At 40.7% G+C, this 24,410-nt stretch carries 27 protein-coding genes and 1 riboswitch; of the genes, 22 read left to right on the top strand and 5 right to left on the bottom strand.

What is annotated here, in order from left to right; genetic code table 11:
* Positions 1-268: 268 nt before the first annotated feature.
* On the bottom strand, positions 269-3,277 hold the full coding sequence (locus JOC78_RS07515) for an efflux RND transporter permease subunit (RefSeq protein ID WP_204553896.1): 3,009 nt from the start codon (positions 3,275-3,277) through the stop codon (positions 269-271).
* A gap of 128 nt (positions 3,278-3,405) precedes the next feature.
* On the opposite strand from JOC78_RS07515, the gene JOC78_RS07510 reads away from it, so the two are divergent.
* Positions 3,406-4,248, top strand: a complete 843-nt coding sequence (locus JOC78_RS07510) for a TetR/AcrR family transcriptional regulator (protein WP_204553895.1) — start codon at positions 3,406-3,408, stop codon at positions 4,246-4,248.
* A 199-nt stretch (positions 4,249-4,447) separates the two neighbouring features.
* On the opposite strand, the gene yhfH is transcribed toward JOC78_RS07510, so the two are convergent.
* The 3 genes from yhfH to JOC78_RS07495 all read right to left on the bottom strand — a co-directional run bounded on the left by yhfH (position 4,448) and on the right by JOC78_RS07495 (position 6,182).
* Positions 4,448-4,576 (bottom strand): protein YhfH, encoded by a 129-nt coding sequence (gene yhfH / locus JOC78_RS07505; protein ID WP_204553894.1) that lies wholly within the window; start codon positions 4,574-4,576, stop codon positions 4,448-4,450.
* Between the two features lie 339 nt (positions 4,577-4,915).
* Positions 4,916-5,161 carry a YueH family protein gene (locus tag JOC78_RS07500; protein ID WP_204553893.1) on the bottom strand — a complete coding sequence of 82 codons (246 nt, stop codon included), beginning with the start codon at positions 5,159-5,161 and terminating at the stop codon, positions 4,916-4,918.
* A gap of 118 nt (positions 5,162-5,279) precedes the next feature.
* Positions 5,280-6,182, bottom strand: a complete 903-nt coding sequence (locus JOC78_RS07495) for an aldo/keto reductase (protein ID WP_204553892.1) — start codon at positions 6,180-6,182, stop codon at positions 5,280-5,282.
* 183 nt (positions 6,183-6,365) lie between these two features.
* Here JOC78_RS07495 and JOC78_RS07490 point away from each other — a divergent pair, with 183 nt between their 5' ends.
* From JOC78_RS07490 to JOC78_RS07410, 17 genes are all read left to right on the top strand, one after another.
* On the top strand, positions 6,366-6,722 hold the full coding sequence (locus JOC78_RS07490) for an arsenate reductase family protein (protein ID WP_204553891.1): 357 nt from the start codon (positions 6,366-6,368) through the stop codon (positions 6,720-6,722).
* Between the two features lie 83 nt (positions 6,723-6,805).
* The gene (gene gcvH, locus JOC78_RS07485; protein ID WP_204553890.1) at positions 6,806-7,189 is read left to right on the top strand and encodes a glycine cleavage system protein GcvH; all 384 of its coding nucleotides are present in this window, start codon (positions 6,806-6,808) and stop codon (positions 7,187-7,189) included.
* A 366-nt stretch (positions 7,190-7,555) separates the two neighbouring features.
* Positions 7,556-7,900, top strand: coding sequence for a toprim domain-containing protein (locus JOC78_RS07480; RefSeq protein WP_204553889.1), 345 nt, complete (start codon positions 7,556-7,558; stop codon positions 7,898-7,900).
* Positions 7,901-7,913: 13 nt separating this feature from the next.
* Positions 7,914-8,225, top strand: a complete 312-nt coding sequence (locus tag JOC78_RS07475) for a thioredoxin family protein (protein WP_239587064.1) — start codon at positions 7,914-7,916, stop codon at positions 8,223-8,225.
* A 98-nt stretch (positions 8,226-8,323) separates the two neighbouring features.
* Entirely contained in the window at positions 8,324-8,677 is a 354-nt protein-coding gene (locus tag JOC78_RS07470; RefSeq protein WP_204553887.1) for an SCP2 sterol-binding domain-containing protein, read from the top strand.
* A gap of 97 nt (positions 8,678-8,774) precedes the next feature.
* A riboswitch (SAM riboswitch) is annotated at positions 8,775-8,883 on the top strand.
* A gap of 94 nt (positions 8,884-8,977) precedes the next feature.
* Positions 8,978-10,003: a methionine ABC transporter ATP-binding protein gene (locus tag JOC78_RS07465; RefSeq protein ID WP_204553886.1), complete on the top strand. Its 1,026-nt coding sequence runs from the start codon at positions 8,978-8,980 to the stop codon at positions 10,001-10,003.
* Entirely contained in the window at positions 9,996-10,664 is a 669-nt protein-coding gene (locus tag JOC78_RS07460) for a methionine ABC transporter permease (RefSeq protein WP_204553885.1), read from the top strand. The genes JOC78_RS07465 and JOC78_RS07460 overlap by 8 nt, the downstream gene beginning before the upstream one ends.
* A 27-nt stretch (positions 10,665-10,691) precedes the next feature.
* Positions 10,692-11,534 (top strand): MetQ/NlpA family ABC transporter substrate-binding protein, encoded by an 843-nt coding sequence (locus JOC78_RS07455; RefSeq protein ID WP_204553884.1) that lies wholly within the window; start codon positions 10,692-10,694, stop codon positions 11,532-11,534.
* A 97-nt stretch (positions 11,535-11,631) separates the two neighbouring features.
* Positions 11,632-11,997, top strand: coding sequence for a carboxymuconolactone decarboxylase family protein (locus tag JOC78_RS07450; protein WP_204553883.1), 366 nt, complete (start codon positions 11,632-11,634; stop codon positions 11,995-11,997).
* Positions 11,998-12,295: 298 nt separating this feature from the next.
* A complete protein-coding gene (locus JOC78_RS07445) occupies positions 12,296-12,457 on the top strand; it encodes a YuzK family famiily protein (RefSeq protein WP_204553882.1) in 162 nt (53 codons plus the stop codon).
* A 347-nt stretch (positions 12,458-12,804) separates the two neighbouring features.
* A complete protein-coding gene (gene sufC, locus JOC78_RS07440; protein WP_204553881.1) occupies positions 12,805-13,587 on the top strand; it encodes a Fe-S cluster assembly ATPase SufC in 783 nt (260 codons plus the stop codon).
* A gap of 192 nt (positions 13,588-13,779) precedes the next feature.
* Positions 13,780-15,090 carry a Fe-S cluster assembly protein SufD gene (gene sufD / locus JOC78_RS07435; protein WP_204553880.1) on the top strand — a complete coding sequence of 437 codons (1,311 nt, stop codon included), beginning with the start codon at positions 13,780-13,782 and terminating at the stop codon, positions 15,088-15,090.
* Entirely contained in the window at positions 15,090-16,319 is a 1,230-nt protein-coding gene (locus JOC78_RS07430) for a cysteine desulfurase (protein ID WP_204553879.1), read from the top strand. Before sufD ends, JOC78_RS07430 begins: the two co-directional genes overlap by 1 nt.
* On the top strand, positions 16,309-16,746 hold the full coding sequence (sufU, locus tag JOC78_RS07425) for a Fe-S cluster assembly sulfur transfer protein SufU (protein ID WP_204553878.1): 438 nt from the start codon (positions 16,309-16,311) through the stop codon (positions 16,744-16,746). The genes JOC78_RS07430 and sufU overlap by 11 nt, the downstream gene beginning before the upstream one ends.
* A gap of 23 nt (positions 16,747-16,769) precedes the next feature.
* Positions 16,770-18,167: a Fe-S cluster assembly protein SufB gene (sufB, locus tag JOC78_RS07420; protein ID WP_204553877.1), complete on the top strand. Its 1,398-nt coding sequence runs from the start codon at positions 16,770-16,772 to the stop codon at positions 18,165-18,167.
* Between the two features lies 1 nt (position 18,168).
* Entirely contained in the window at positions 18,169-18,591 is a 423-nt protein-coding gene (locus tag JOC78_RS07415) for a hypothetical protein (RefSeq protein WP_204553876.1), read from the top strand.
* A 19-nt stretch (positions 18,592-18,610) separates the two neighbouring features.
* Entirely contained in the window at positions 18,611-18,835 is a 225-nt protein-coding gene (locus JOC78_RS07410) for a hypothetical protein (protein WP_204553875.1), read from the top strand.
* A 201-nt stretch (positions 18,836-19,036) separates the two neighbouring features.
* On the opposite strand, the gene JOC78_RS07405 is transcribed toward JOC78_RS07410, so the two are convergent.
* Positions 19,037-21,031, bottom strand: a complete 1,995-nt coding sequence (locus JOC78_RS07405) for an alkaline phosphatase family protein (protein ID WP_338023181.1) — start codon at positions 21,029-21,031, stop codon at positions 19,037-19,039.
* A gap of 193 nt (positions 21,032-21,224) precedes the next feature.
* Here JOC78_RS07405 and JOC78_RS07400 point away from each other — a divergent pair, with 193 nt between their 5' ends.
* The 4 genes from JOC78_RS07400 to JOC78_RS07385 all read left to right on the top strand — a co-directional run bounded on the left by JOC78_RS07400 (position 21,225) and on the right by JOC78_RS07385 (position 24,393).
* The gene (locus tag JOC78_RS07400) at positions 21,225-21,437 is read left to right on the top strand and encodes a helix-turn-helix transcriptional regulator (RefSeq protein WP_204553874.1); all 213 of its coding nucleotides are present in this window, start codon (positions 21,225-21,227) and stop codon (positions 21,435-21,437) included.
* Positions 21,431-21,856 carry a hypothetical protein gene (locus JOC78_RS07395; protein WP_204553873.1) on the top strand — a complete coding sequence of 142 codons (426 nt, stop codon included), beginning with the start codon at positions 21,431-21,433 and terminating at the stop codon, positions 21,854-21,856. The genes JOC78_RS07400 and JOC78_RS07395 overlap by 7 nt, the downstream gene beginning before the upstream one ends.
* A gap of 11 nt (positions 21,857-21,867) precedes the next feature.
* Positions 21,868-23,406: a CPBP family intramembrane glutamic endopeptidase gene (locus JOC78_RS07390; RefSeq protein ID WP_204553872.1), complete on the top strand. Its 1,539-nt coding sequence runs from the start codon at positions 21,868-21,870 to the stop codon at positions 23,404-23,406.
* Positions 23,407-23,547: 141 nt separating this feature from the next.
* Positions 23,548-24,393, top strand: a complete 846-nt coding sequence (locus JOC78_RS07385; protein WP_204553871.1) for a DUF72 domain-containing protein — start codon at positions 23,548-23,550, stop codon at positions 24,391-24,393.
* Positions 24,394-24,410 lie beyond the last annotated feature (17 nt).

The raw sequence follows: 24,410 nt of genomic DNA, 5'->3' as shown, positions 1-24,410 counted from the left end.
ATGAATGTAAGACATGACTGCACTACCCATTCAACTACACCAAAATGTTTGGCCGTTCCGATATTGGAGCGGTCTTTTTTTATATGAAGCTTTAGCGGTGTACCATTGGAAGAACGGCTTTTGAAAGAATTATGACTAGATGTTGATTTATCGGATGGAGTCTAGCGAATTCTCTTTATGGGGGCAATTAAATATGAAAAGAAGTCCAACTCCCATGGGAATTGGACTTCTAAACTCTTCTATTTAAAGCTAAATTTTATACTTTCAATCAGGCTTTCTTCTTTTTCCGTTTCATTAATACTTCATAAACAATTGGCACGATAATCAGGGTAAGCAGGGTAGAGCTGGTTAAGCCGCCAATGACGGTAACGCCCAATCCTTTAGAGATCAATCCTCCGCCTTCAAATCCGAGAGCCAATGGCAGCAGGGCTCCGATGGTCGCCAAGGCGGTCATTAAGATAGGACGCAATCGGGTAGCTCCTGCTTCAAGCAAAGCCTCGCGAGTAGAGAAACCTTCCTGTTCCTTATGAATCACGCGGTCAATCAATACGATGGCATTCGTTACCACGATTCCAATCAGCATGAGCGCCCCAATCATGGAAGAAATACTAATCGTCTCACCGGCAATTAAGAGAGCAACTAGAGCCCCGATAATTGTGAATGGCAGAGAGAAAAGAATGGCCAGAGGAGCGAGTCCGCCTCCAAATGTAATCACCAATATTAGGTAGACAATCGCTACAGCTGCCAGCATAGCGAGGCCCAGCTGAGTAAAGGATTCATTAATATCCTGTGTCACACCGCCCAGTTCCACATCGGTGCCCGGCGGTAATTCAAGTGCATCTAGCTTTTTCTGTAGGCTTGCTGATGCAGCAGACACGTCTTCGCCTTTCAATTCACCGCTTACGTCTACGAATACTTTTCGGTCGCGTCTTGAAATGGTATCTGATGTTTTGCCTTCTTCGACGTTCATAACATCACCAATTGTCACCGTTTGACCGGTATTCGTCTGGATAGATTGGGAGGTTATGCTATCAATTGATTTATAGTTTTGAACGGGAACTTCAACGTACACATTTAAATCTTTCCCATCTTTTTCAACCGTGGTGAGTATTGGCTTCTCTCGTACTGGAGAGAGCTTCATCGCTACTTGGCCGGCTGTTAACCCTGCAGCAGCCAGCTTTTTCTGATCAGCTTTCAGTGTATATTCTTCATAAGAGTCAGCTAGACTCGTTTCTACCTTTTTGAAATCACCGCTTTTATTCATCATTTCTTCTACATCTGAAACGAGCGGTTCAATATCTGAAATGTTATCTCCAAAAATGTTGACGGCAATTTCGTTGCTGCCGGCACTAGCAGAAAAGTCTTGTGTGGCCCATTTGCCATTTTTAGCTGATTCTTGCAAATCAACGATCACGTTATCTTTTTTCTCTGTAAAATTCTTCGTCTCGTCTTTATAGATGACATAAAACATCGCACTGTTTGTTTGTCCTGGACTCATTGGATTGGCACTGCCAACCGAATACTGAACGGTTTTGACATCTGTTTTATTCATAAAATAAGTTTCTGTTTCAAGGGCGATCTCTGCCACTTCTTCTTGGGTCTGCCCAGGTTCAGGGGAATAAGTGACAACTACCATTTTTTCCTCTTCGCCTGGAAGGAAGCTTACACCAATTTTTGGCACTAGGAAAAAACTGCCTGCTAACAGCAAAATCGCTGTTAAAAAGGTAATGATTTTATGGTTAAGTGTCCAGTTCAACAAAGAACGATATTTAGCCGCTAGTAAACCAGGCTTTTCTTCATGGTTTTTCGTTTTGACGCCGCGTTTAAACATAGTGTGTGCTAGCATCGGCACGATTGTAACTGCCACTAAAAGAGAAGCTGAAAGAGCAAATACAACTGTCAATGCGAATGGTAAAAAGAGTTCTCCAACTGGTCCATCTACTAAACCTAATGGCAAGAAGACAGCAATTGTTACCAAGGTGGAGGACATAATCGGAAGAAACATTTCTTTGGTTGCTTCACGAATTAATTCTTTTCCTTTTAATTTTTCCTCTTTCAGAGCCAGTCTTCGATAAATATTTTCTACGACAACAATTGAGTCATCAATGACCCGACCAATAGCCACGGTCATTGCACCAAGTGTCATGATGTTTAAAGTGATATCCATTTGCTTTAACAAAATAAGTGCGATCAAAATAGATAACGGTATCGAAATGACAGAGATAATCGTTGAACGTACATCACGCAGGAATAGCAAGATGATAATAACAGCAAAGATGGCTCCGAATAATGCTTTGCTCAGCATCGTTTTGACCGATTCTTCAATCGGACCGCCTTGATCAAATGTAGTTGTAATTGTCAGACCATCAATATCAGATTTAAACTGAGTCACTTTTTCTTTGACTTCATTCGCCACATCCACCGTATTGGCATCGGCTGCTTTGACGATTTGCAGGCCAATGGATTCCTGACCGTTTGTTCTTGAGATCGATTCCGCTTTGCCAGCGAATTTAATTGTGGCTATATCGGAAAGAGTCATCGGGCCTATTGGCAGGTTTTTCAGATCTTCAAGAGTTGTAATATTTCCATCTATCATGACCGATTTTTCCGTATCGCCAAAAGTAAATAAACCGAGCGGTGCGACTAGATCAGAAGCTTGAATCATTTGTGTCACAGTTTCTTCGTCTAACTTGAGCTGTGCAAGTTTCTCTTTATTAAATACAACACTTGCTTGCTCGATTTGCTGCCCGGACATTTGAACGGTTGCGACGCCTTCAAGTCCCTCGAGCTCAGGCACAATATTTTTCTCCGCAACAGCTGTTAGTTCGGACAGAGATAAATCTTTATCCGACAGACTGAGTGCCATAATTGGAAAAGCGTTAATACTTAACCGTGAGACATCAGGCTCTTGTACATTTTTAGGGAAGTCAAGATCGGCTAAGGCTTCTGCTGCTTCCTGTTCTGCTTTTTCCATATCGGTGGAGAAGGAATATTCCACTTGGACGGAAGATGCATTTTGAAAGGAAGTAGAACTAACAGTTTTTACTCCATTTAAATTTTGAAGTTGTTTTTCAATAGGTTCTGACACGCTATTGGCCACTTCTTCAGGTGTAGCACCCGGGTATATCGTAGTCACGGTTACAATGGGAGGGGTAATATTCGGAAGGGTTTCCAATTTCATAGAAAGTCCTGAATATAAACCAGCCGCTGTAATGATCGTCGTGATTAGCCAGACGGCAAATTTGTTTTTCAAGACGAAATTAATTAATTGATTCATCTACAAGCTCCTCTTTGACCAACCGGTCATTTTTTACTCAATATATATGACTGATCGGTCAACTGTCAATGAAAATTGTTTTAAAATCATGACCGATGAGTCATAATGAGAACATGAGGTGAACATATATGAATGAAAAGAAAAGACGTTTAATAGAAGAGTCGATGAAGTTGTTTGCCGAAAAAGGCTTTGCTACAACTTCTATTCAAGAAATAGCAAAGGTATGCGGTATTTCAAAAGGAGCCTTTTACTTACATTTTAAATCGAAAGAAGAGCTTTTACTTGCGGTTCTAAACTATTATTTTGAACTTTTATTTGAAAAATTGAATGAAATAGAAGAGGAAAAGCTATCTCCTAGGGAAAAGTTCATTAAGCAAATCGAATGCCAAGTGCGAGAGATTCATCAGCATAAAGAGTTTCTTATTATGCAAGCTCGAGAAAATGCCATTCCTTATAATGAGGAGATTGAGAAGTTTATCTTTAAAATGCGTAAAGAAACCAATCAATTTTATCGAAAGCGGCTTTCAGCTATTTATGGAGAGAAGGTTGATCCCTATTTTTGGGACCTGTCAATCACTCTTCAGGGAATTCTCCATGCCTTCCTTCAGTTAATGATGACGGATCATATCCAAATTAACTATCGCCAATTTGCCGTGTATGTTCTTAACTGTGCGGATGATTTAGTAGAAGGATTTGAAAAACGTACGCATCAGCCCATTATTCCTCCAGTGGTGATGAATGAATTATTTCAGGAAAATACAGACGATCACTGGATTCTTACCCAGCTTTCTATATTCAAGGGGGAAGAATGGACGGAAGAAATCATGGTCTCTCTTGATGTGCTTGAAAAGGAAATTCAAACGGGTGAACCGCGTTCTGCTATGTTGCGGGGAATGCTGGCTAATTTGTCAGAAGAAGCAGCTTTTCAAACATTTGTGGATAAAATGAAGGAATACTATTATTTGAAATAAAAAGTAGGCTGACTCCACAGATCGTTAAACAGCGATTAGGCGAGTCAGCTTGTTTTTATTGGTAAGGAGGGGGGACTATCTTTCTGTATTACAACAGATGGGAAGAGAGAAAATGAACGCAAAAAAAAATCCGCTCTGTCTCATATGAACAGGCGGATCATCACGTGAATGTTTTGGCTATTATCAAGATCGTTTCTCCTTACTCTTCTACTTTGCTTAGGCAGTGCTCACACTCGCTATGGTAAGACTCATGTTGTTCGATGATTTGTCCTCCGCATTGGCAGCACTCTTTTCCTGGAATGTTACGGTAGAATTCTAATGGCATCATATTGATGACCTCCTCGTTTTTAGTATGTGTTGTTGTTAAATTCATTGTATTATAACAGAAGTGATAAGTCAACACCTGTTATATAATTGTTTTTGAGTTTTTTGAAAAATAAAAAAACACCTTCCAAGCCTAATTAATCAGGTTTTTGGTGTTCATGTTTATAAAAATCTGCAGCTTTAAAAAAATATTTTTAAAAAATTTTTTCTTTTTCTTATTAAAAAAGAGAACTGCTAGGAAACAGTTCTCTTCTTGGTATTTGTCCATGTTTCAATGCTGGGCACGAAACTAGACGTTAATAATTTTTATGCCTAGTTGTATAGCAGATGCTGCTTTTTACTATTAAAGCTGCTTGACCATATTAATAATGGCTTCTGCTAATTTATCTGTATCACCTTCATATAGGTGGTGGTTGAGTGATGTCTGCAGGTGATCGAATTGGTGCGTGAATTCATCGAGCTCATTAAAGCTTGCGGACCAATTAATCATCGGAATCGCCACAATGTATCGACCATCTAAGGTCTTATTCAAAAAGACTTCCGCTAGCTTGTTGCCGGATAAATTTATTTTTTCAAATGATGAGATCACGCTACTAACTCCCTTCGTACAGTGAAACCTGTTATATAATTATAACAAAAAATCTGCCTTACATGTAAAAGGCAGATTTTTTGTTCCAGCAGATGGAATGTCTTTAACAATATTTTAATTAAGGCACCTCATGTCCCATAGATGTCTGCAGGATATCAAACCATTGTTCCCGGTTTAGATGTACGTCAAGAGCTTGAACAGCATGGTCGATTCGCTCTTTTTTACCTGAACCTACAATTGGAATAATCGAAGCTGGATGAGCTAGCAGCCAAGCGTAGAGGACTTGGTCAATGCCGTTTGCTCCTGTGTCCTTTTGGATTTCGACTAACTTTTCCCGTAATCTAACCGCTTTTTCATCATCAGCTGAAAAGATCTTTCCACCGGCAAGTGGAGACCAAGCCATGGGAGCGATTCTTTTTTCTTGGCAAAGGTCGAGTGTGCCATCTTCAACATTTTCGAGCTGGTAAGCAGACAATTCAATTTGATTGGTCACAAGTGGGAAATCCAAGTAAGACTGCAGCATAGCAAATTGTGATTGTTTAAAATTCGATACCCCGAAGTGGCGAACCTTTCCCGATTGTTTTAATTCAAGGAAGGCTTCTGCTGTTTCCGCCGGATTCATAAATGGATCTGGACGGTGAATGAGGAGGACATCAATATAGTCTGTCTGTAAGTTTTTTAATGATTGGTTAACAGAGGACACGATATGTTCTTTGCTAGTGTCGTACTGTTTAATCGTGTGAGCCGGACGATTTTTCGATTTGAGTTTAATGCCGGTCTTTGTGACGATTTCCATTTTCTCGCGAAGTTCAGGCTTTAACGCCAACGCTTCACCGAATAAAGCTTCGCAAGTATAGCTTCCATAAATATCCGCATGATCAAAAGTCGTGATGCCCTGATCCAGGCAATGTTCGATTAGATCAAGCGTCTGTTCTTTCGAATACTGCCAATCAGATAAACGCCACAACCCGTGAACGATCCTTGAAAAAGATAAGTCTTCTGTCAATTGAACTCGTTGCATATACATCTCCTCCTGTGGCACTTATTTTATTCTTGTTAAAAGAAAAACTCCAGCAAATGCATTCACTTTTAAGAAAAATTGAAGAAAATAAAAAGGATAAAGAGTATGAATGTCGAAAATAATTAAAGTTAGGCCGCTGCACATTGGCCGACTGAATGAAAAGTAGAGGAGGACGGCAAAGGTATGGCGCTTACATTTTATTGGTATCCCAAATGCGGGACGTGCCGCAAAGCAAAGAAGTGGCTGGAAGAACATCAAGTGGAGTTCAAAGACGTACATATTGTTGAGGAGCCGCCTTCGAAAGATGAGCTGCAATCGATGGTGGAAAAAAGTGGGCTGGAGCTGAAGAAATTCTTTAATACGAGCGGCCAGAAATATCGTGAGCTTGGGTTAAAGGACAAGGTGAAAACCGCTTCAGAAGACGAACTTCTTACGATTCTTGCCTCTGACGGAATGCTGATTAAGCGTCCGCTAGTGACAGATGGAGAAAAGGTAACCGTTGGCTTCAAAGAAGATCAATATGAGAAGGAATGGTTATAATTCCAGCAGAAAGTATGTTTTCTTGCTTTGTGCCTTTATAATAGGTAAAGTTTTAATTGAAATTATATAATGGAGGGATTCAGATGAGTACACCAGCAGAATTACGTTATTCAGAAGAACATGAGTGGGTAAAGGTAGAAGGAGATAAAGTTCGTATCGGAATCACAGAATTCGCGCAATCCGAACTTGGAGATATCGTATTCGTTGAACTTCCGTCTGTTGGCGATGAAGTGAAAGCCGATGAGCCTTTCGGAAGTGTAGAATCTGTTAAAACAGTATCTGAACTTTATGCGCCTGTCAGCGGTAAAGTAGTAGAGGTAAATGAAGATTTAGATGACAGCCCGGAATTCGTCAACGAATCTCCATACGAAAAAGCATGGATGATCGTTGTTGAACTATCTGACGCTTCACAAGTGGACAGCTTAATGACAGCTGAACAATACCAAGAAATGACTCAAGAAGACTAATCTTGAACACTATGAGAGCCTGCAAACTGAATTCGGTTTGCAGGCTCTTTTTGCGTGATGAAAGTGGTTTGTCTGACCGTCGAAAGGAAAGAAACCCTAGTGAGTGAAAAAATTTCACTTCGAATGAAAACAAACGGCTGTAAGTGAAAACAATTGAGGTCTGAGTGAAAACAAAACTGGTAAATGAAAAGAAAGATGCGCTGTTGGAAAACAAATAGGATTTAGCGAAAAGAAACTCATACTGAGTGAAAACAACCATGATTCAGTGAAAACAAAATCAATGAGTGAAAAGTCATTTCGTAACTTTTGCATTTCCTTTTAAAAAAAGAGAAAATATAGGTAGAAATCAGCATTCGGTAAAGGGTGATGACGGTGGCAGCGGAGAAGAAGATTATTGTTGAGGGCACGTCTGATAAACGGAAAGTGCAGGAAGTGGTGAATGAACCAGTCGAGATCATTTGTACAAACGGCACAATCGGTTTAACCAAAATGGATGAATTAATCGATGAGCTGTTTGAGCACGATGTGTATGTGCTTGTCGATGCAGATGAAGCGGGTGAAAAGCTGCGCAAACAATTTGTCCGTGAATTTCCGGAAGCGCAGCATCTCTATATTGACCGCGTGTATAAGGAAGTAGCTTCTGCTCCCTATCGCCACTTAGCTTCGGTGCTGTTGAGTGCGAATATTGATGTGCGCAGAGAGTTTCTTTAAAAGGATGGATGATATGAGTACGACACAAGAGCAAGAATTATATACAAAAATCGAGCAAGCGGATTTGCTGGCAGTTTATGCTTATGCGCCTATGTGCGGTACGTGTGAACTGGCCGGAAAAATGCTTGATGTTGTGGAAAGTGCTGTAAAGGAATATGAATATACCCGAATCAATTTAAATTATTATGAAACGTTTGCGGAGAAATATGCGATTGAAAGTGTTCCTTGCTTGCTAATTTTCAGCAATGGTGAATTAATGGATAAGATCTATGCCTTTCAATCCGTTCCGTATGTATATGAACAGCTTCAGCGTTATATGAAATAAATTGCCGATATTTGCGTAAGAAATGTCGAGTGATTTATAAAGGAAGATTCCCCGTTTTCTCTAACAATATATAGATAGAGAAAATGGAGGGGAAGAAAATGAACGATTGTCTTCAACTATTGCAAGAGGCTTGCCGAGACCGCGCGCATATAAAGGGATTTTTACCCGCTGAGGCCGTAACTATTCAGCTAGAAACAGTTGAAGGATGCTGGCTGCTTTCGATTAGCCAACAGGGAATGAGTTGCGAAGAGAGTCAATCTTCCTCACCGGATTTGCGGATCATTGGGAGTCTCGAGACGATTTCCTCCTGGTTAACCGGGCGTGAGCGGCTGCAGACTCATCTTAAATTAGGTTCTCTGAAAGCAGTTGGCTTCTATCGTGTGCAGCTGTGGTTTGAATCATATGTATGGCTATGCCGGCCGTATGAGCAAAAGCATGCAGTAAATATTTAAATTAATTTTCTAAATAATTATATTTATTTGTTGACATTGTTTAAAAACGGGTGTTAAAATCCTTTAAGTATAAAGCACTAACTGAAAATTTAATTTACTCTTATCAAGAGTGGCGGAGGGATGTGCCCTATGAAGCCCGGCAACCGTCAGCGATCGTGCTGAAAAGGTGCCAATTCACACAAAGCTGTGGCTTTGAAAGATGAGAGAAAGGTATTTTTAAACGACAAAGCCTTTCTGCTCACATGCGGGAGGCTTTTTTATTTTAGGTTAATTAATGGACATTCGAGGAGTTGAGGCATCATGATTTCGATTGCAAACGTAAAAAAGGTGTTTTCTACTAGAAACGGACCAGTTACGGCGGTAGATGATATAAATTTAAACATTCAAGAGGGAGAAATCTTCGGCATTATTGGCTACAGTGGAGCGGGAAAAAGTACAATGATCCGTATGCTGAACGGGTTGGAAGCACCCACTTCAGGAACTGTGACTGTAGCAGGCAGAGAGATTTCCAAAATTAAAGGAGGCGCGCTTCGAAAAGCTCGCCAGGAAATCAGCATGATCTTCCAGCATTTTAACCTTCTCTGGTCAAGAACGGTTCGGGAGAATATCGCTTTTCCGCTTGAAATTGCAGGGATCGGCAAGAAGGAAAGAAAAGAGCGAGTGGACGAGCTGATTAAGCTGGTAGGACTAGAAGGAAGAGAAGATTCCTATCCTTCTCAGCTGAGCGGCGGACAAAAACAGCGGGTTGGCATTGCAAGAGCGCTGGCTAATAATCCGAAAGTGCTTTTATGCGATGAAGCGACATCTGCGCTTGATCCGCAAACAACGGACTCCATTTTAGAACTGCTAGTTGATATTAATAAACGTCTTGGTTTGACAATCGTGCTGATTACACATGAGATGCACGTGATTAGAAAAATTTGTCACCGGGTAGCTGTGATGGAAGAGGGACGTGTAGTAGAAATAGGTCCCGTGCTCGATGTGTTTAAAAAGCCGGAGCAGCCGATTACTAAGCGCTTCGTTCAGCAGGTAACGGAACCGGAAGAATCAAAAGAAACGATTCAGCATTTACTAGAGCAAATGCCAGAAGGACAAGTAGTGAAGCTGACGTTTATCGGAGAATCAGCGGAACAGCCGATTATTACGGAGTTAATACGCCGATTTAACATTGCGGTAAACATTGTGCAGGGGAAAGTCTCCCATACACAAAACGGAGCATATGGCTCATTATTCGTTCACTTAACTGGACCGAAAGAAGAAGTCACCGGAGCGGTAGCCTACTTAGAACAGCATCAAGTCGACTCGGAGGTGATTACCTATGCTTAACCAATGGTTTCCAAACGTAGATGGAGAAAAGATGTGGGAGGCCACGATTGAAACTTTGTATATGACGGGAATCTCTGTTCTTGTCACTTTTATATTAGGAACAGTCTTAGGACTCCTGCTGTTTTTAACATCAAAAGATAACATTTGGGAAAATAAAATCGTTTATACGATTGTCGCGGCATTTGTAAACGTGTTTCGCTCCATTCCGTTCATCATTTTAATCGTTTTATTAATTCCTTTTACAAAAGCACTAGTAGGTTCCATTATTGGTGAAAATGCAGCTTTGCCTGCGTTAATTATCGGTGCAGCTCCATTTTACGCGCGGATGGTGGAAATTGGTCTAAGGGAAATTGATAAAGGAGTCATTGAAGCGGCGAAAGCGATGGGGGCAAAGACAAGCACCATCATTTTTAAAGTGCTGCTGCCTGAATCGATGCCCGCTTTAATATCCGGTATTACGGTTACAGCCATTGCATTAGTTGGTTACACAGCGATGGCCGGCGTCATTGGTGCAGGAGGACTTGGAAACCTTGCTTACCTAGATGGATTCCAGCGCAGCCGAAATGACGTGACTATAATGGCAACGATCATTATTTTAATCATCGTATTTGCTATTCAATTTATTGGTGACAGGTTTACCACTAAGTTGGATAAGAGATAATAGATATAAAAAAGGAGGAAACATGTAATGAAAAGGTGGTTATTAGCTTTACTTACAGCTACAGTGGTGCTGGCTTTAGCAGCATGCGGCGGAGCTGACGAAAAGGAAGAAAAATCTGAAGGCGGCGACAAAGACGATAAGAAGATCGTTGTTGGTGCTTCCAATGTTCCACATGCCATTATTTTAGAGGAAGCAAAGCCTTTGCTTGAAGAAAAAGGGTATGAATTAGAAATTGAAACGTTCCAAGATTATATTTTGCCGAACAAAGTATTAGATGAAGGTGAATTAGATGCGAACTATTTCCAGCACGTTCCATACCTTGAATCTCAAAAGAAAGAACATGGCTACAAATTTGAAAATGCTGGCGGAATTCACATTGAGCCAATCGGTGTTTATTCTAAAAAGCATAAAAGCTTAGAAGAACTGCCAAAAGGCGCAAAAATTTTAATGAGCAGCTCAGTTGCCGATCACGGCCGTATTTTAACAATGCTTGAGAAAAAAGGGTTAATTAAGTTAAAAGAAGGCGTGAAGAAAGAAGAAGCAAAAATTGAAGATATTGAAGAAAATAAAAAGGATTTAGAGTTTGATTACAATTATGAAGCATCACTTCTTCCTCAAGTGTATAACAATGGAGAAGGCGACGCGGTGTTAATTAACTCTAACTATGCGATTGATGCAGGTTTGAATCCTTTAAAAGATTCCATTGCTGTAGAGGATAAAGAATCTCCATATGTGAATGTCATTGCTGTCCGCAGCGGTGACGAAGATAAAGAGAAAATTAAAGCATTAGTGGAAGTTCTTCGCTCGAAAGACATTCAAGACTTCATTCTTGAAGAGTGGAAAGGTTCTGTTGTACCGGTTAACGAATAAGTTCTAGTAAAAACTGACTCCATTGGGGTCAGTTTTTTTGTATATAAAATCTATATAGATGCATATTAAGCAAGAGAAAAAATGGAGGTGGGGCACTATGCAACAGGAATCTTATAACTCAACACAAGCCGCGTTAATGGAATATAAAGAAGGTCTTGGAGTTTTCTCAGAAAAGATGCCGGACCTTGCTCATCATTATAACGAGTTTACAGCCGCATGCTTTAAAGAAGGAAAAATTGCTCAAAAAGAAAAGCAGTTAATTGCTTTGGGAATTAGTGTTTATTCTCAAGATGAATATTGCATTATTTATCATGTTAAAGGATGCTTAGACCAAGGATGCAGTGAAGAAGAAATCTTGGAGACATTAGGAGTTGCTGCTGCTTTTGGCGGTGGAGCTGCAATGAGCCAGGCGGTCACACTTGTGCAAGAAGCAGTAATGGAGCTGCAAACAGGCAGTCATTAACACCTTATTGTACTCCTGCTTGATCCTTTAAGGGGTCAAGCTTTTTATTGCGGTAATATGGAGATTGAAATATCTAAATATTACGAATATGGGAGGAAAAGGTTTATATTTTACGTATGCGGATAAATAACAAGTGTCAGCAAGAAATATGAGTTGTGAGCAAGTGATAAGGCGGAATATGCGTTTTGTATATTACTGCCATCCTTGCTAAGATAAGAGAGTCTTAAATGTTTCAAAAAACTGAAAGGATTGATTCCCCATTAATAGTAACTCACTAAATTTCTCGTACACAGAAGGTATGGAAAAAGCTATGCACGGAGCCCATGGAGTAGGATATGAGGTTTACAGTCAAGAGCACAAAGTGAGAATGGATGTTGAAAAGAAACGTGAAGAAGAGTATATCGAAAGCCAACGGATGGTAGCAGACTATAACCGCAAGTTTACCAATCATATATCATAATGTTTCAACTGAAAAAGCCAGCGACTAAATCCGCTGGCTTTTTCAGTTATATGCGTTTAATTGAAAATACGGGGATTCACTCTATCAATCATTATTTATACATGTATATACAAAAAACAAGATAACATAACCTTAAAAATATTGGATAAAATAAAGAAGATATAGGCGAATTGTATAATATTGAGAAAATTCGTTCAGTTTTTGAAATTAATTTTATGATTTAAGAAACAAATAGTTTTCACTGGTTGAATATAGTTTTCATTTGTTATAAGATTGTAATGAGAATAAATTGAGAATGACAATAAACGTCGACAATAGAGATCGATAATGATGATGGAGGTATAGAGATGACAGCTTCAACTTTAACAGTTAAGGATTTACACGTAGCAATTGATGGGAAAGAAATTTTAAAAGGTGTAAACCTTGAAATAAAAGGTGGAGAATTCCACGCAATCATGGGTCCAAATGGAACAGGTAAATCAACTTTATCTTCTGCAATTATGGGTCATCCTAAATATGAAGTGACTTCTGGAAGCATCTTGCTAGATGGTGAAGATGTATTAGAAATGGAAGTAGACGAACGCGCTCGTGCGGGTCTGTTTCTTGCGATGCAATACCCAAGTGAAATCAGCGGAGTAACAAATGCCGATTTCCTACGTTCTTCTATTAATAGCCGACGCGAAGAAGGCGATGAAATTTCATTAATGAAGTTCATTCGCACAATGGATCAAAACATGGAGTACCTTGAAATGGATCCTGATATGGCACAGCGTTACTTAAATGAAGGCTTCTCCGGCGGGGAGAAAAAACGCAACGAAATTCTTCAATTAATGATGATCGAACCGAAAATCGCGATTCTTGATGAGATCGATTCCGGGTTAGACATTGACGCATTGAAAGTTGTTTCAAAAGGAATTAACAAAATGCGCGGAGAAGATTTCGGCTGCTTAATGATTACTCACTATCAGCGTCTTCTTAACTATATTACACCTGATAAAGTACACGTAATGATGCAAGGCCGCATTGTTAAGTCCGGCGGTCCAGAGCTTGCACAACGTCTTGAGTCAGAAGGTTATGACTGGATTAAACAAGAGTTAGGCATTGAAGACGAAACTGTAGGTCAAGCCTAATAATAGAGATCACTCTATATGAGGCAGCGGAGGCTGGCGAAAGGCCAGGCCTCTCATGCTTTTCTTTGATAGAACGTTTCTATAGATAGTTAAAGGAATGGGCGCTTGAATTTAGGGGCAGGTTTGAGTCCCCATTTCAAGCGTTTGCTATACAGAAGAGCCCGATCAGCCCGATAGCTTAGGAGGATGAACATGACTGTAGAAATTAAATTACCAGCAGACAAAGAGTATATACGCTCATTGTCAGAAGAAAAAGGCGAGAGCCAGTGGCTGACAGATATGCGCCTGGCTGCTTTAGATCTTGCATCTGATCTGCCGATGCCAAGACCTGATAAAACAAAGATCGACAAGTGGAATTTTACAGAATTTGATTATAAAGAGTTAAAAAGTGAAGCGTATGCTTCTTTAGAGGAACTTCCTGAACAAGCGAAGGTTTTAATAGATCTAGAAAAACAAGATAAAAACTTATATGTACAGCGTAACAATACAGCTTCTTTCCTTTCTTTAAGCGAAGAGCTAAAGGCACAAGGAGTTATTTTCACTGATATTGTGACAGCTGTTAAAGAACATAGCGATCTTGTACAAAAGTATTTCATGTCTGATGTTGTAAAAGTGAATGAACACAAGCTGACGGCGCTTCATGCTGCATTAATGAACGGCGGAATCTTCTTATATGTTCCGAAAAATGTAGAAGTAAAAGAACCAATTCAAGCCGTTTTTGTTCAAGATGACGCGAAAGCAACTCTTTTCAACCATGTGCTTGTGGTAGCAGACGATAACAGTTCAGTTACTTACGTTGAAAACTATGTTTCGACAACAGATGTGGAAAACGGTGTAGCTAACATTATTACGGAAGTGGTTGCAGGAAACAATGCAAATGTTGCTTACGGTGCAGTGGATACATTAGCAGCGGGTGTCACTACTTATGTGAACCGCCGCGGAATCACAGGCCGTGATGCACGCATTGAATGGTCATTAGGATTGATGAATGACGGCAATACGATTTCTGAAAACGTAACGAACTTAATCGGAGATGGCTCTGTAGGCGATACGAAGACAGTAGTCGTTGGCCGCGGCAAGCAGTCTCAGAACTTTACGACAAAGGTCGTTCATTTCGGTAAAAACACAGAGGGCTATATTCTTAAGCACGGCGTAATGAAAGAGGAAGCGAAATCTATTTTCAATGGCATCGGAAAAATTGAACATGGTGCTTCTAAATCGAATGCCGAGCAGGAATCACGCGTTCTAATGCTAAGTGATAAAGCTCGCGGAGATGCGAACCCTATTCTTTTAATTGATGAAGATGACGTAACGGCAGGACACGCGGCATCAGTTGGACGTGTAGATCCATTGCAGCTTTACTATTTGATGAGCCGCGGAATCACTCAGCAGGAGGCAGAGCGTTTAGTTATTCACGGTTTCTTAGCACCGGTTGTGAACAAACTTCCGATCGAAGGCGTGAAGAAGCAGCTGACGGAAGTGATTGAAAGGAAAGTTCGCTAATGAATATCAAGGAAATTAAACAATATTTCCCGATTCTTCATCAAGAAGTGAACGGTCATCCGCTTGTGTATTTAGACAGTGCAGCTACTTCTCAAAAACCTGTTCAGGTAATTGAGGCCTTGGATAAATATTATCGCGAAGACAATTCCAATGTACACCGCGGAGTCCATACGCTTGGCACGAGAGCAACGGACTCTTATGAGGGAGCGCGCGATAAAGTGCGTAAATTCATCAATGCAACGGCCACGGAAGAAATTATTTTCACCCGCGGAACAACGACTGCGTTAAACCTTGTTGCTTCTAGCTACGGCCGTGCCGAAGTGAAAGAAGGCGATGAAATTGTCATCACCTATATGGAGCATCACAGCAATATTATCCCTTGGCAGCAGCTGGCGAAAGAAAAAGGCGCAACGCTTAAATATTTGCCGCTGCAAGACAATGGTTCGGTTTTATTAGAAGATGCGAAAGAAATCATTACTGACAAAACTAAGATTGTTTCGATCATGATGGTTTCCAATGTGCTTGGAACGATTAATCCGGTAAAAGAAATTGCTAAAATTGCCCACGAAAAAGGAGCAATCATGGTAGTCGATGGAGCGCAGTCTGCTCCGCATATGAAGATCGATGTTCAAGATCTTGATTGTGACTTCTTTGCACTATCAGGACATAAAATGTGCGGTCCAACCGGCATTGGGGTTCTATACGGTAAGAAGCATCTTCTTGAAAAGATGGAGCCGGTTGAATTTGGCGGAGAGATGATTGACTTCGTCGGTCTGTATGAGTCAACTTGGAAAGAGCTTCCTTGGAAATTCGAAGGCGGAACTCCGATTATCGCAGGTGCGATTGGTCTTGGTGCCGCAATTGATTTTCTTGAAGAAATCGGCTTAGATGAAATTGAAAAATATGAGCATCAGTTAGCTGGCTATGCGATTGAGCAAATGAGTACAGTAAACGGCATGCAGATTTACGGTCCGCGTTCCGGGGAAGAACGTGCCGGTCTCGTTACATTTAATCTCGATGACGTGCATTCTCATGATGTGGCAACGGTTCTCGATGCAGAAGGAATTGCTGTTCGTGCCGGCCATCATTGTGCACAGCCTCTAATGAAGTGGCTTGAGGTTTCGGCGACAGCTAGAGCGAGCTTTTATGTGTATAACACAGAAGAAGATATTGACAAGCTAGTGAAAGCTCTTGTCAAAACAAAGGAGTATTTCAGCGATGTCTTTTAATAATTTAGATCAGCTGTATCGACAAGTGATCATGGATCATTATAAGAATCCACGCAATAAGGGACGGATTGAAGACGGAAGCTTAACTGTGGATATGAACAATCCAACTTGCGGCGACCGCATTCATTTAACATTGAATGTGGAAGACGGCAAAGTCACAGATGCAAAGTTCGATGGTGAAGGCTGCTCGATTTCTATGGCCTCTGCTTCTATGATGACACAGGCAGTCAAAGGAAAAGATATTGACACAGCGCTGAAGCTTTCGCAAATTTTTTCCGATATGATGCAAGGAAACGACTACCCGGATGATATAGAGCTTGAAGATATTGAAGCACTTCAAGGTGTGGCGAAGTTTCCGGCGCGTATTAAATGTGCGACGCTTGCATGGAAGGCGATGGAGAAAGGTCTTAAAGAAGATCAGCAATAACACCATGATAGGAGGAATGTAAGATGGCTAAAAAAGCACCGGAAATTGGCGATTACAAATACGGTTTTAAAGATAAAGATATTTCAGTTTACCGCTCAGAACGCGGACTGACTCGTGAGATCGTGGAAGAGATCTCTAAATTAAAAGAAGAGCCTCAGTGGATGCTTGATTTCCGTTTGAAATCATTAGAGCATTTCTACAATATGTCTATGCCGCAATGGGGCGGGGACTTGGCTTCCTTAAATTTTGATGAAATTACGTATTACGTAAAACCTTCTGAGCGTTCAGAGCGTTCATGGGATGAAGTGCCTGAAGAAATCAAACAAACATTTGATAAATTAGGTATTCCTGAAGCGGAACAAAAATACTTAGCGGGTGTTTCCGCTCAGTACGAATCAGAAGTGGTTTACCACAATATGAAAGAAGAACTTGAAGATCTTGGGATCGTCTTTAAAGATACAGACTCAGCTCTAAAAGAAAATGAAGACATTTTCCGTCAGTATTGGGCGAAAGTCATTCCTCCGACAGATAATAAATTTGCGGCATTAAATTCAGCTGTATGGTCAGGCGGATCTTTCATCTATGTACCGCCAGGCGTAAAAGTAGATACGCCGCTTCAAGCTTACTTCCGTATTAACTCTGAAAATATGGGTCAGTTCGAGCGTACATTGATCATCGCTGACGAAGGTTCAAGCGTACATTATGTAGAGGGCTGTACAGCACCTGTTTACACAACGAACTCTCTTCACAGTGCGGTAGTTGAGATTTATGTAAATAAAGACGCTTATTGCCGCTACACAACGATCCAAAACTGGGCAAACAACGTCTACAACTTGGTGACAAAGCGTGCGACATGTGAAGCGAATGCAACAATGGAATGGATTGACGGCAACATCGGCTCTAAGTTAACAATGAAATACCCAGCGGTCATCTTAAAAGGTGAAGGCGCGCGCGGTATGACATTGTCCATTGCCCTAGCAGGTAAAGGCCAGCACCAAGATGCGGGAGCGAAAATGATTCACTTAGCTCCAAATACATCATCTACGATCGTATCTAAATCGATTTCTAAGCATGGTGGTAAAGTAACTTACCGTGGAGTTGTTCACTTCGGTAAAAAAGCGGACGGCGCTCGTGCGAACATCGAATGTGATACATTAATTATGGATAATCAATCTACTTCTGATACGATTCCTTACAATGAAATCTTGAATGACAATATTTCATTAGAGCACGAAGCAAAGGTATCAAAAGTATCTGAAGAGCAATTGTTCTACTTGATGAGCCGCGGTATTTCTGAAGAAGAAGCGACAGAAATGATCGTCATGGGCTTCATCGAGCCATTCACAAAAGAATTGCCAATGGAATATGCCGTAGAAATGAACCGTCTGATTAAGTTCGAGATGGAAGGTTCGATCGGTTAATATGGAAAAACCCAATCTGCGGATTGGGTTTTTTACGTGGGTTGAAATCTGCGTGGTGGGTGGTGAATGCTGCGATGGAGAGAGCGAAATCTTCGCCCCGGCAGGATTAGGTGCAAAATCGGACAGAAACACGGCCGGAATGGAAAGAATAAATGGGAAATTGGAAAGAATAAGAGCGAATTTGAAAGAATATCACGACATTTGGAAAGAATATCACGACATTTGGAAAGAATATCACGACATTTGGAAAGAATGCCGCGCGTGGAGGATCATAATCGTCGCCCCGGCAGGAATAAAGGGGAAATCGGACCGAAACGCGGCCGGAACGGAAAGAATAAATGAGATTATGGAAAGAATAAGCTGCAAAACGGAAAGAATATCACGATATTTGGAAAGAATGCAGCGCGTAAAGGATCGCAATTAGCGCCCCGGCAGGAATAAACATGAAATCGGACAGAATCGTGGCCGGAACGGAAAGAATAAATGTGAAATTGGAAAGAATATCACGACATTTGGAAAGAATGTCGCGTGTGGAGAATCGCAATTTGCGCCTCGGCAGGAATAAAGGGGAAATCGGACAGAAACGCGGCTGGAACGGAAAGAATATCACGACATTTGGAAAGAATGCAGCGCGTGGAGGATCGCAATCGTCGCCCCGGCAGGAATAAAGGGGAAATCGGACAGAACCACGGCCGGAACGGAAAGAATAAATGTGAAATTGGAAAGATTAAGCGGTGAAACGGAAAGAATATCACGATATTTGGAAAGAATGCCGCCCCTCATAGAGAAAATCCACCACAATCGCCCCGCTCAAACCATAAAAAAAGGAACATTTTAAGATTTTCACTTAAAATGTTCCTTTGAACAAACTATTTTTTAACCAGTTCTTTAATTGGTTTGCCATCAACGAAGTTAGGGGTCTCGAGTTCCATCCACTTATAGGCAGTGGGAGCAATATCGAGAACGCTTATATCTCGTTTAATTTTTTTCTTTTCAATTTGATCTCCATAAGCAAAAAAGACAGGCTGGAGCGTTTTTCGCTCGGGATTGCCGCCATGGCTGCCTAGTGCAACAGAAGGACGGATCGGTGAACCCACATGGTTATCCACAATATATCCCTCTGCCGCGGAAAGAACGACATCTCCCGTGTTCGTATGATTACTATTTTTTAATTTCTTGGAATCGGATTTCAGAATCTGTTCGTAAGGATTTTCTTTCTTGTCGGTGACGACGGCGTAAGAGCTTGCAAGCAGTTCCTTTACACTATCCATACTCCAGCCGTTTGTATCTAAGTCCGTTTTAAACGTGTCATAATGCAGGTTTAATAGTTTCTTCCTTGATGAAAGTTTCCGCTCATCTTTTATCTTAGTAAAAACCTCAACAATCTCTTCCTGTACTTGTTCATATTCTTTCTCTGTAACTATGCCGCCTTTTTCGCGGCCTTTTTTATTAATATACACATGGGCCATTGAACCGCTGGATACTGCATATGCTTTGGACTTAGAGATATCTACTTTTCCTTCTTTATCTAAAACAAGCAATCCGGCTTTCTTTAATTCATAATTTGGAGAAATGGATGAGTGAACTGGTTCCATGCCATGATCGGACACAATCATTAATCGGTCATTGCTGTCCATTGCTTTCAACGTCTGTCCAGTTGTCTCATCTGCTTTTTTATAAGCCCATTTCACATAGCTCATATATTCTTTGGATTTTCCTTCTTTATGACCTGGCTGACGGGGATCTGTTAAAAGAAATTCATGTTCTTCATGATCAATCTGCGGGTTATAAAACATAAGCAAATCAGGCTGATATTGATCTTTTACATACAATGATACATCGTTCATCCAGTCTACAAAGCGACCGCTGATTTCTTCATATTCTTTTCTCGTAATCCAGCCTTTTTTAAATGCAGGTGTATCATCTTGGTCGGGGAAGAAGCCAAACTTGTTTTTGATTTCCTCTGAAAAATTTCCGGGTCCTTCGATCACCCCTGATGTGATGGCTGTCCGATATAATTTGGCGGATGATAAATCGGGCTTTACCCCTTTTAATTTAAACCAAAAACCTGCTGATTGACCTTTTTTCACTTTTAGATCTTTGGCAGCCCAATCATTTGCCTGAAAAGAAACATCGCTCTCATCAATCGTTTGATCCTCTGACAAATAAAAATGGGTGTAGTCCGTTTTGTTATTGTCTGTTGCATCGAGAGCCAGAAGATGCAGTTTTTCATTCTTTCCTTTTTGAACTTTAATAGACAATTCTGCTGATTTGGCTGGGGAATAACTTTCAGGTGTATTTGTCCAGTTTTCCGCTTTTTTAAATTTGAGATTTTCTAGCTTGCTTTCAGACCATGTCTGACCATAATAAATGGCATAATCCGCTTCCTTTTTGCCTTTTGGGTTAGAGCCAGGAAAGCCGATAGTCGCTGTGGTTTTTCCTTGATTTCTTACTTCTCTCCATAGTGGCGGCACATCAATGTTAGCTAAAAAAGCATCCTGTGTCTCTGTCAGCTTCGTATCAGGATAATGAAATTCATTGCTGACAAAGCCGGTTTTTTCTGGCTTTGCCCCTGTTGCAATCGAAGCGTGGGATGCGGCAGTTAAAGAGGGGTTAACGGTTGTCACGTTTTTAGCAACCACACCGTTTTTTTGAATCTTTTTAAAATGAGGCAGCATTCCGTCCTTTATGTATTGTTGAGTTAAATCGTGACGCATTCCATCAAAAGACAGAATGATTGTTGTTTCTTTATCAGGTGCTTGTGCATAAGCTGCGGCAGCTCCCGGCAGCAGTGACAATGATAATGTCAAAGTCACAACTTTATAGTATAGCGATCTAATTGTTCGATTTTTTCCCCGTGACACGAAGTTTCCCCCTAAAATTTCTATAGTAGTTTCATATTCCACGTTTTTAAGAGAGTAAAACAAAATTGAAGATTCGCATATTACATCAGATAGTCAATAACTTGTTACAATTATATGGAAAAATGACAAGGATCATTTACATTTTGTTATAGATCATTTACGCTTACATTAAATAGTGAGGTGAAATTTGGAAATGTTAAAGAATAGAGTCCGTGAATTGCGTGCCAGATTTCGTATAACGCAGCAGGATTTGGCTGATCGTATAGAGGTTTCGAGACAGACGATCGGTTTAATTGAAAAAGGAGATTATGCGCCGTCTATTACGCTGGCATTAAAGATTGCTCGTGAATTTCAGTTACCCATTGAAGACATATTTTATTTAGAAGGAGACAAGGAATCATGCTGAAAAAAGTGTTTCAATCACCATTGTTTAATGCACTTCTAATTTTGAGTTTTGGCCTGATCTTGCTTGGGGAGCATTTCAAGAACGAAGTACCGAGTTGGCTAAACATTGATCCATTCGTCTTGATCATTCCTCTTTTTCTGTTGATGGGACTCATTCCAATTCATAATCGAAAGAATCCCAACGATCGGATCAAGCCGACACTCATGCCGATGGAGTTTAAGGAAGAGGATGAAGGGCTTAAGTGGATTACCTTTCAAGCAACAAGAAAGGTCTATATTTTCTTTGCATCTTCCATGCCTTTTGCCATTGCTTCTGTCGCTTACCTTCACCATATTCCATACTATCCTCTGCTTTTATTAATTGGACTCGGGGTGATCCAGTATCTGATTTATTGGTACGAAATTAGAAAATATCGATAGGGGGATGGCACATGGATACGTATTATCTAGTTTGGCTCATCATACTGGCGGTGGGGTTAGAAGCTTTTTTGATCTTTTTAATGGTGAAATACAAGAAGGGAGATATTGACGAGAACCCCTTCTTCACAATGATTCAAAAGGAATGGAAGGTCATTTATTATGCTTTCTTTCGCTGGAGAACGGCTCATCATGATCAAGATGGACAGTCTTTTTCCTTGCATAAGCAGTCGAACTACTATTGGTTATTTTTAGCCTTGATGCATGAACAAGTGATTGAAATGGTTGTGTTTCATATCTATTTAAAAGCAGAGGCTCCATCCATGGCCTATATACTAACTGCTCTGCATATATACAGCATTCTTTACATTTTAGGAGACTATAACTGGCTGAGAAATACACCGGTTAAAGTGAAAAATAATCTTGTAGAAATGAAGATTGGTTCAAGAAGAGAATTTCATTTTCATATAAAAGACATCCAATCGATTCAAAAGGCTGCCATTCAATATGATCAAAAAGGCGGAATGATCCATGAAAAGGGAGTGTTTCACGTTACGGCTTTTCCTAGGCTGCTGACGCACATCTTCGGCATGGGTGATGAGTTAAAGTACGAAATCATTTTTACATCTCCTAGAATCTCGAAAAGTTATTTTGGTATAAAAAAAGAAGTGAATAAAGCATTCCTATATATTAAAGAATCGGATCAGCTGGCTGAGCTGCTCGAGCAGAAGATGGATCAATATGTGGATGAAGTGAGTGAGGTACAATCAGCAGAACCAGCGGAAGTGATCAGTAAACAGCCGCTGATTCATTGGAAATTATATTTTACCATTCTTGGGATTAATGCGGCCGGTGCAATGGCTATTGTTCCTTATGCACTGGCAAGGGGAAACTTTCATCAGGAGATGGGAGTATCAAAGACGGAATTCTTCTTTATATTCACTGGTCAAATGATAGTAGAGTCAGCTATCCTTATTTTTTTAGCGATGCTGATGGCGAAAAAGGTACATGTAAAGACACCGATTTTAGATACAGTCGTTTCCAAGAATAAATTGGACGCAATATATATGAAAAAAATGCTGGCGGCAGCGGGCTATGGAGTACTTGCGGCCCTTCTCATTATCCTCATCAGTCTGACCATTTCTAAGCCGCTTGGAATAGATAATTCTTCGATTAGTGAACCAGTCTGGTGGCTAGGGATCATGGGTTCGTTTGGTGCAGCAGCCACAGAAGAAACGATTTTTCGCTTCTTCTTAATCACCTTCGTCTTGTGGATCGTTACTAAATTAAGAAAGCGCTCTCACATACAAACTTCTGATTATTGGGTAGCGATCATATTTGCTTCCTTGATCTTCGCGGGACTGCATTATGGAATCGCTTCTGCTACTTATGAAATGACTATTGGTTTATTTCTAGGTATGCTTTTAATCAATGGAACAGGAGGAATTGTATTTGGACTGCTGTTTCTCAAGTCAGGGATTGAATTTGCCATGATCGCTCATTTTATGGCGGATATTGTGATTCACGTGATTGCTCCGCTGTTTATTTCATAATTTAACGTTCTCACCTCTTCTTTGATAGGGTGAAATTCCGGTTTAATTGGGTAATAGTAAAATAGTGCGGAAAGTCTTCCGTTTTTACTTGAAGAAGACGCCACTTAAATATGCTAAAATGAACGAATAAGAGGTGATTTCATGCTGAACATTGGTGTGACGGGATGGGGAGACCACGATTCTCTATATACAAATGGCACTTCTTCTCGTGATAAATTAAAAGAATATGCCGCTCATTTTCCAGTTGTTGAGGTGGATGCGAGCTTTTATGCTGTGCAGCCGCTTAGGAATATGCAAAAGTGGACGGATGAAACACCTGAGCGCTTTCAATTTGTAGTCAAGGCGTATCAAGGGATGACCGGGCATGAGCGCGGTGAAATTCCTTTTGATTCGAAAGGAGAGATGTTTCAAGCATTTCGTGAGTCACTGCAGCCGATGACGGAGAGCGGTAAGTTATCCATGGTGCTCTTTCAGTTTCCGCCTTGGTTTGACTGCCAGCGAAAGAATGTTGATTATTTACGTTATTGCAGGGAGCAGATGGGAGACCTGCCCTTGGCGCTAGAGTTCCGTCACCAATCATGGTATTCCAAGGCCTACTTAGATCAAACCCTTACCTTCATGGAAAAGGAAGGGTGGATACATTCTGTCTGCGATGAACCGCAAGCGGGAGATGGGTCAGTGCCTATCATATTAAAAGCAACGCACCCAGAGAAAACGCTGGTCCGTATGCATGGAAGAAACCGCAATGGCTGGCGAAAGCAAGGGAATAAAAATTGGCGTGATGTCCGCTATTTATATCGTTATAATGAAAACGAATTGAAGCAGTGGGCAGACTATGCGAAGGCATTATTAAAGCAAAGCAAAGAAGTATCTATCTTATTTAATAATAATTCAGGCGGGGATGCAGCTGATAATGCGAAACAGTTCATTGAACTAACGGGGACAGAATATCATCATTTAGCACCGAAACAGCTAGATTTATTTTAACGTTTGGAGGAAATGGT

The sequence above is a fragment of the Bacillus ectoiniformans genome (assembly GCF_016908875.1).
Classification (GTDB): Bacteria; Bacillota; Bacilli; order Bacillales; family Domibacillaceae; genus Bacillus_BX; species Bacillus_BX ectoiniformans.
Note: the sequence above shows the minus strand (reverse complement) of the source record. Positions and strands in the feature narration are given on the sequence as shown.